General features: G+C 61.8%; 4 protein-coding genes. 1 reads left to right on the top strand and 3 read right to left on the bottom strand.

What is annotated here, in order from left to right:
* Positions 1-707: 707 nt before the first annotated feature.
* Both HA43_RS18105 and HA43_RS18100 read right to left on the bottom strand, forming a co-directional pair.
* Entirely contained in the window at positions 708-1,190 is a 483-nt protein-coding gene (locus tag HA43_RS18105; protein ID WP_094112296.1) for a transposase, read from the bottom strand.
* Between the two features lie 297 nt (positions 1,191-1,487).
* Positions 1,488-3,644, bottom strand: coding sequence for a putative bifunctional diguanylate cyclase/phosphodiesterase (locus HA43_RS18100; protein WP_094112297.1), 2,157 nt, complete (start codon positions 3,642-3,644; stop codon positions 1,488-1,490).
* A gap of 279 nt (positions 3,645-3,923) precedes the next feature.
* Between HA43_RS18100 and HA43_RS18095 the strand changes: the two genes are divergently transcribed.
* Complete coding sequence (locus HA43_RS18095; RefSeq protein WP_094112295.1) at positions 3,924-4,496, top strand: phosphonate C-P lyase system protein PhnH; 573 nt, start codon at positions 3,924-3,926, stop codon at positions 4,494-4,496.
* Positions 4,497-4,506: 10 nt separating this feature from the next.
* Here the strand turns inward: HA43_RS18095 and HA43_RS18090 are convergent.
* A partial coding sequence (locus HA43_RS18090; protein ID WP_128083830.1) for an ATP-binding protein occupies positions 4,507-6,748 on the bottom strand: 2,242 nt, incomplete at its 5' end.

Genomic DNA, 6,748 nt, shown 5'->3' with positions numbered 1-6,748 from the left:
GTCCCTGGCGTCGTTTATGCGCCGTGCCCGGTTGTTACCAGGGCGCCATAAATGGCGCCCCTACAGATTATGTGCGGATGCGATAAATAACGTATCCCCCGTTGCCGCCGTAGGGGACGCATTAATGCGTCCCTGGCGTCGTTTATGCGCCGTGCCCGGTTGTTACCAGGGCGCCATAAATGGCGCCCCTACAGATTATGTGCGGATGCGATAAATAACGTATCCCCCGGTGCTCGCAGGGGACGCATTAATGCGTCCCTGGCATTGTTTATGTGCCCCGGCATCGTCAATACACCGTATCCGACTGTCGCCAGGGCGCCATAAATGGCGCCCCTACAAAGTTGTGTTCGGGCGCAATAAATAACGCATCCCCGTTGCCGCCGTAGGGGACGCATTAATGCGTCCCTGGCGTTGTTTATGCGCTATGCCCGGTTTATTACCAGGGCGCCATAAATGGCGCCCCTGCGGGGTTATGTTCGGGGGCGATAAATAACGTATCCCCCGGTGCTCGCAGGGGACGCATTAATGCGTCCCTGGCGTCATTTATGCGTCCCTGACGTCGTTAATGTACCGTGTCCAATTGTTGCCAGGGCGCCATAAATGGCGCCCCTACAAAGTTGTGTTCGGGCGCAATAAATAACGCATCTCCGGTGCCGCCGTGGGGGACGCATTAATGCGTCCCTGGCGTCGTTTATGCGCCCCTGACATCATCTATTCACCCCCGCATCCTTTAAATGTCTCGTCTCTCCTCGTACAAACAACCGGTCCAGCTCCCACTTCAATGGATTCTCTGCAATATAACGGCGAACTGCAGACAGCTCCTGTTCCGAGCGGATAACGCGGTCATAAAAGCCACGCTGCCAGACAGGCGTTCCGAGCTGGCGGGAAATACCCGCTTTAAAGTGATTAATAATGGCTGATAAGCAATAGATATTACCCGGCTGAAGCCAGATGATGCCGTGCAGGTGATTGGGCATCACAATAAATGTATCGGTTGCCAGCGTGTTATAACGGGCAGAAAGGCGCTCCCACTCTTCGGCAACACAAAGGCCGGACGGCGAAGCGTGCATACTGCCGGACAGGATCTCACCCAGCAGCAGCGCACGCTGTCGGGTGACCAGGGTAACGAAATAAGCGCCGGGCGTACGATAATCAAATTGCGTCAGGCGCGGATTTTTTCGGTTTCGCATTGTGCCTCCTTGCGCCTTTATTCTCTCTTTTCAGCGCAGAAAGGCGAGTCAGCCACGTTAACGATGCGAGATGTCGCGAAAAAGAAAACGGTGCCGGTTGTTACCAGGGCGCCATAAATGGCGCCCCTACAAAGTTGTGTTCGGGCGCGATAAATAACGCATCTCCGGTGCCGGTAGGGGACGCATTTATGCGTCCCTGGATTCGTTTATGTGGACCTAACGTCGTTTATGTGCCGTGCCCGGTTGTTATCAGGGCGCCATAAATGGCGCCCCTACGGGGTTTTATCCTGTCGTTGCCTATACCATTTTTTCAATCTCGGTTAGCGGGACGGCGTGGCTGAACAGATAGCCCTGCAGCTGGTTACAGCCGGCGTTGGCGAGGGCGTGCATCTGTCCTTCGGTTTCTACGCCTTCGGCGGTGACGGTCAGGCCCATGGCGTGCCCCAGCCGAACGACGGATTCAATAATCGCGGTTGAGTTATCTGCCACGCCGAGCGACTGGGTAAAAGAACGGTCGATTTTTATCTTATCGACCGGGAAACTGCTCAGATAGTTAAGGCTGGAGTAGCCGGTGCCAAAATCATCCAGCGCGATACGGAAGCCCGCTTCGCGCAGCGCAATGATACAGCTGCGGGACGCATGCTCATCCTCAATCAGCACGCCTTCGGTGATCTCCAGCTCCAGGCGCCGCGGATCGGCGCCTTCGCTCGCAACAATCTCCAGCAGCCGGGAGACAAAGCCGCTGCTGCGAAACTGCACCGGTGAAACGTTCACCGCCACCACCACCTGCGGCAGCTTCAGCGACGTCTTACACGCTTCGCGCAGCACCCACTCGCCCAGCGGCAGGATCAGCCCGGTCTCTTCGGCGATAGCGATAAAGTCAGCCGGTGAGATATCGCCACGGGTCGGATGGTGCCAGCGCAGCAGCGCCTCAACGCCGACAACGCGCTCACCGTTAATCTCCATCAGCGGCTGATACCAGACGGCCAGCCCGGTAAAATTAACCAGCGCCTGACGCAGCTCTGCCGCCAGCTCCTGCCGGGTACGCAGCGACTCATCCATCGCTTTCTCAAACTGGCGAAACTGACCGCGCCCGTGATTTTTGGCGTCATACAGCGCGATATCCGCCTTACGCATCAGCTCCAGCCGGTCCACGCCATCTTTCGGTGCCAGCGCCAGGCCGATACTGACGCCAACCCACAGCTCATTGCCCAGCAGATGATAAGGAGCGCTGAGCGCGCTGATAATGCGCTGCGCCAGCGTATGCACCTGGCCGATAGTCTCCGTATCCGGCATCACGATAATAAACTCATCGCCGCCGATGCGTCCCACGGTATCGCTGGTGCGCACAATCTCGCTCAGGCGCCGCGCCACTTCGCGGATCAGTTCATCGCCGGCGTGATGGCCCCAGGTGTCATTGATATTTTTAAACCGATCAAGATCGAGCAGCAGCAGCGCCACGCGGCGATCGTGCCGCAGCGCCGCGGCCAGCGCCTGGGTCAGGCGATCTTCCACCAGCGCGCGGTTGGGCAGGCCGGTCAGCACGTCATGAAACGCAAGGTGCTGCGCCTGCGCCTCGCTGGCACCCAGCCGGACCAGCGACTGCGACAGGCTGAGCGAGGAGGTCCAGATGCGCCGTACCATAAACAGGCAGAGCAGGGTGATAATCAGCACCGACAGCAGCGTTGAGGGCACGATCGTGCGCAGCATCTGCGCGCCGGGCTTATCGGGCTGCCAGCTCAGATAGCCTACCCGCTGGCCGCTCTGCGATGAGAGGGGCCAGAAAGCCATCTCCTTATCAGTGGGCGGCGCGTTGCTAAAGTGCAGCTGCGCCAGCTGGCTGCGATCGGAAAGGTGACGCAGATAGCCGTCGTCAAGAAACGCGACGCTCACCAGGCTAAACCGGTTTGTCGTGTCAGGCGCGCTAATTTCACCCACGGCCAGTGCAGCAGCGCGACCGGCGATGCGCACAAAATCGGCCCGATCTTCTGCGCCCGCCGCGCTGGCTACCAGCGGCGTGGCGAGCAGATCGCGCAGCCACGGACCGACTGCCTGTGGGCTGACCGGCTCACCGTTGCGCCAGGCGGCAACCGGCTGCTGCCTGCTGTCCAGCAGCAGAATCAGCTGATGGGCAAACATCTCATAAAGCCAGCTGCCGACGTTCTGATCCAGCCACGCCCGGTCGGCGTCACGCAGCGTCAGGTGGCTGGCGAGCGGCGACCAGCGCGTCAGGCTGCGCAGCTGGCGCAAATGCTCGCTGAGGCTCTGGTCGAATGAGGCGGCAATCATCCGCTGCTGCTGCTCACGCGCTTCACTGTTGGTCACGGATGTCCCCCAGTAAAGTCCGCTACCGGCCCCGGCAAACGACAGCACCAGAATTGCGATCAGCGGCGCGACCACCTGACGCAAAAAACTGTGCCGGAATTGACGGGATGTTTTGATTGAATTCATTATTTTTTCTTCATATAAACAGGCGGCCGTATTGAATAAGTTAGCAGAAAGACGGGTTTGTGCCTGGCGGAGAGCGGCACGGCGCGAGATGCACTTATTAATCATCCTGATGCGTTAGCTGCTCATTGGCCGCGGCTGATTCATCGCGCCGTCACGTCATCATCACCGCACTGTCATCTGCTGCGCGCATCCTGAGCGTTCATTAAAACGGGCGGGGCAGCCGGACACGGCGCTGAAAGCGCCCGGCTATTTATTGTTTATTCCGGTATCCGGAGAGGACCCATGACTTTACTGGCCAGTTTTCATTATTCCGTCGCGGATGCTCAGCAGGCGTCCCGTCGCGTACACAAAGCGATGAGCGAGCCAGGCGTTATCGTGTCGCTGCCGCTGATGCCAGGCCAGCGCGAACTCTCCTCTGCTGCCAGCGCGCTGCTGCTGACGCGGGAAGAGGGGGCAGATACGCTGTGGCTCGATCCGCAGATTGACAGTGCGGCGCTGCGCAGCACGCTGCATTTTTGTACCGGCATGCCGCTTGTCTCCGCCTGCAACGCCTCGCTGGCCCTGAGTCACGCCCGTGCGAATCCCGATCCTGCTACTTTGATGGCCCGGCAGGCCGCCGCCGGGCATAACCGCACGCTGATTATTGAGCTGCCAGGTCTGAACGGCGGCCTGACGCTGCGTCTCAGCGGCGACGGGCTGCGTGAAACGCGCGCGGTTGCACCGCAGCTGCCGCCGGCGGTGCTCGCTTATCTGCGTGAGCATCCGCATCCCTGCCGGCAGCGGTCAGATCTCATTTTTACCTGCGGTGAAACGCTCATGGCGCTGCCGCATACTGTCCGGGTGGCGGTGTGCTGAGCGCAGGCTATCAGCGGGAAAGCGGTGTGGCAGCAGCCTGCCGCGCGCGGTTAAGCCGTGCGCTGCGCTGCCAGGCCCGCTCCAGCGCCTGAACCAGCTGCGCCTGCTGCCACGGCTTCGCCAGCCGTTCACACAGCGGTAACGTCACCTGCGACCGGCGCAGATCCTGCCCGCTGACCAGCAGCGTGGCGAGCTGCGGCCACTGCTGCTGCGCCTGGCGTATCACATCGGCGCCGTTGAGCGCACCGGGCAGCATCAGATCGCTGATCAGCAGATCGATATCGGGTGTCTGCTGCAGCAGCGCCAGCGCGCTGGCACCGTCGGCGCACTCCAGCGTCAGATAGCCAAGCTGATGCAGATGGTCACACAGCGTCTGCCGTACGGCGGGTTCATCATCCAGCACCAGCACCAGCCGATCGCGGCTCGCACCGGGCTGCGCGGGTGGAGGAGCCGCCACCGGCTGTACCGCCTCCGCCGCGCGCGGCAGCAGCAGGCGTACCGTGGTACCCTGGCCCGGTGCGGTCTCCAGTGCAATTTCACCGCCCGACTGCCGCACAAAGCCATACACCATCGATAGCCCCAGACCGCTGCCGCTGCCGGTGGGCTTGGTGGTGAAGAAGGGTTCAAACACCTGCTGACGCACCTCCGCTGACATGCCGCAGCCGCGATCGATCACCTCCACCACGACCCACTCGCGTTTACCCGCCGCGGACGCTTTGCGCTGGTTCCAGACGCGCAGCACTATCTCACCGGGCTGCTGCTGCAGCGCGTCGCGCGCGTTAACCACCAGGTTCATCAGCGCATTTTCAAGCTGACCGGCATCGATCCATGCCGGCCAGCCCGGGCGTGCTGCTTCTGTTACCAGCTGCTGACCGGGCAGCAGGGCGTGCTGCAGCAGCGAATGCAGATCCTCTACCAGATCCACGACCGCGACCGCCCGTGGATAGAGCGCCTGTTTACGGGAAAACGCGAGCAGTCGCTGGGTGAGCTGCGCGGCGCGGTCCGCCGCCTGGCGGGCACGTTCGATACGGGTTGCCAGCGTGCCAGCCGGCAGCTGATCGGCGGTGAGCGCCAGGCTGCCGATGATCACCGCCAGCAGATTATTAAAATCGTGCGCCAGTCCGCCGGTCAGCTGGCCCACCGCTTTCATTTTCTGGCTGTGCAGCAGCGCCTCCTCCAGCGCTTTTCGCGAGGTGCGCTCCAGCACGGTGTTGACCATGCCGCGACGCGGCACCGGACTGAAGCGCAGCTCCAGCGTCCGCCCGTCCGGCAGCCGCACTTCCTGCGCATCCTGCAGGCTGAGCAGCTGCAGATCCAGCCGTGCCAGCAGCTGCTGATAGTGCAGGCCACGCTGCAGCTCATGCGGCGCAATACCGAGCAGCTGCGCATACTGCGCGTTCCAGACCACCAGCTGACCGCTGTTATCAAACAGCGCAAAGCCGTCGCGCATGGCGAGAAAGGTTGACTCCAGCTGGGTGCTTTTCTCTTTCAGCAGTGAAGAGGTGTGCGCCAGTGAGGCGGTGTTGCGGGCAAAAACGTTAAACGCCCGCGCCAGATCGCCCAGTTCGTCGCGCCGCGTCTGGCCGGGTACGCTGACGCCTTTCTCCCCCTGCGCCAGCTGCGTCATCGCGCGGGCGATAGCGGTAAGGCCGGAGCCGAGATTGCGGTAGATGTAGTAGCCGGCGTAACCGGTGATCAGCAGCGCCAGCAGCATAAACAGCGCGATAAAACCGATGACCGAGTTGAGTTCACGGTGGGTGCTGGCGCTGCGCGCATCGCTCTGCTGCGCCACCTGCTGTACATAGCGGGTGATATCCTCATTGAGCATCGCCACCAGCGCCTTGATACGGTAGGTCGCGTAGGCGATGCCGGTATCGCTCTCCTCAAGCCCGGCGGCGACCGGCTCCAGCGCACGGAGGGCATGGACAAAGCGCGCCCGCTGCAGCGCCAGCACGCCTTCCAGCGGCAGGGCTGACCAGACCGGAAGAATGGATGAGAGCTGCTGCACCGCAGCCTGCGGCGCGGCAGAGCGGATCGCTACCGCCAGCAGGCTCTCGCTCTGCTGGCGCAGCGGCAGAAAAGCGGCGTCGCTCGCAAGCGCTGAGATCCGGTTCAGCAGCAGCTGCGCCTGCCACAGCCCGCTTAGCATGGTGTTGCGCTGCAGGTGGCGCTGATGCCCCCGCTGCAGCAGCAGCGTGATGCTCTGCTCCAGCATCTGGCTGCGCTCACGAATACGGCTGAGCAGGGCGGGC

Source organism: Pantoea eucrina (assembly GCF_002095385.1).
Classification (GTDB): domain Bacteria; phylum Pseudomonadota; class Gammaproteobacteria; order Enterobacterales; family Enterobacteriaceae; genus Pantoea; species Pantoea eucrina.
Note: the sequence above shows the minus strand (reverse complement) of the source record. Positions and strands in the feature narration are given on the sequence as shown.

What these genes read in the sequence shown, in the direction of transcription:
- HA43_RS18105 (WP_094112296.1), bottom strand. Translation starts at nt 1,190, where the DNA reads ATGCGAAACCGAAAAAATCCGCGCCTGACGCAATTTGATTATCGTACG.
- HA43_RS18095 (WP_094112295.1), top strand. Translation starts at nt 3,924, where the DNA reads ATGACTTTACTGGCCAGTTTTCATTATTCCGTCGCGGATGCTCAGCAG.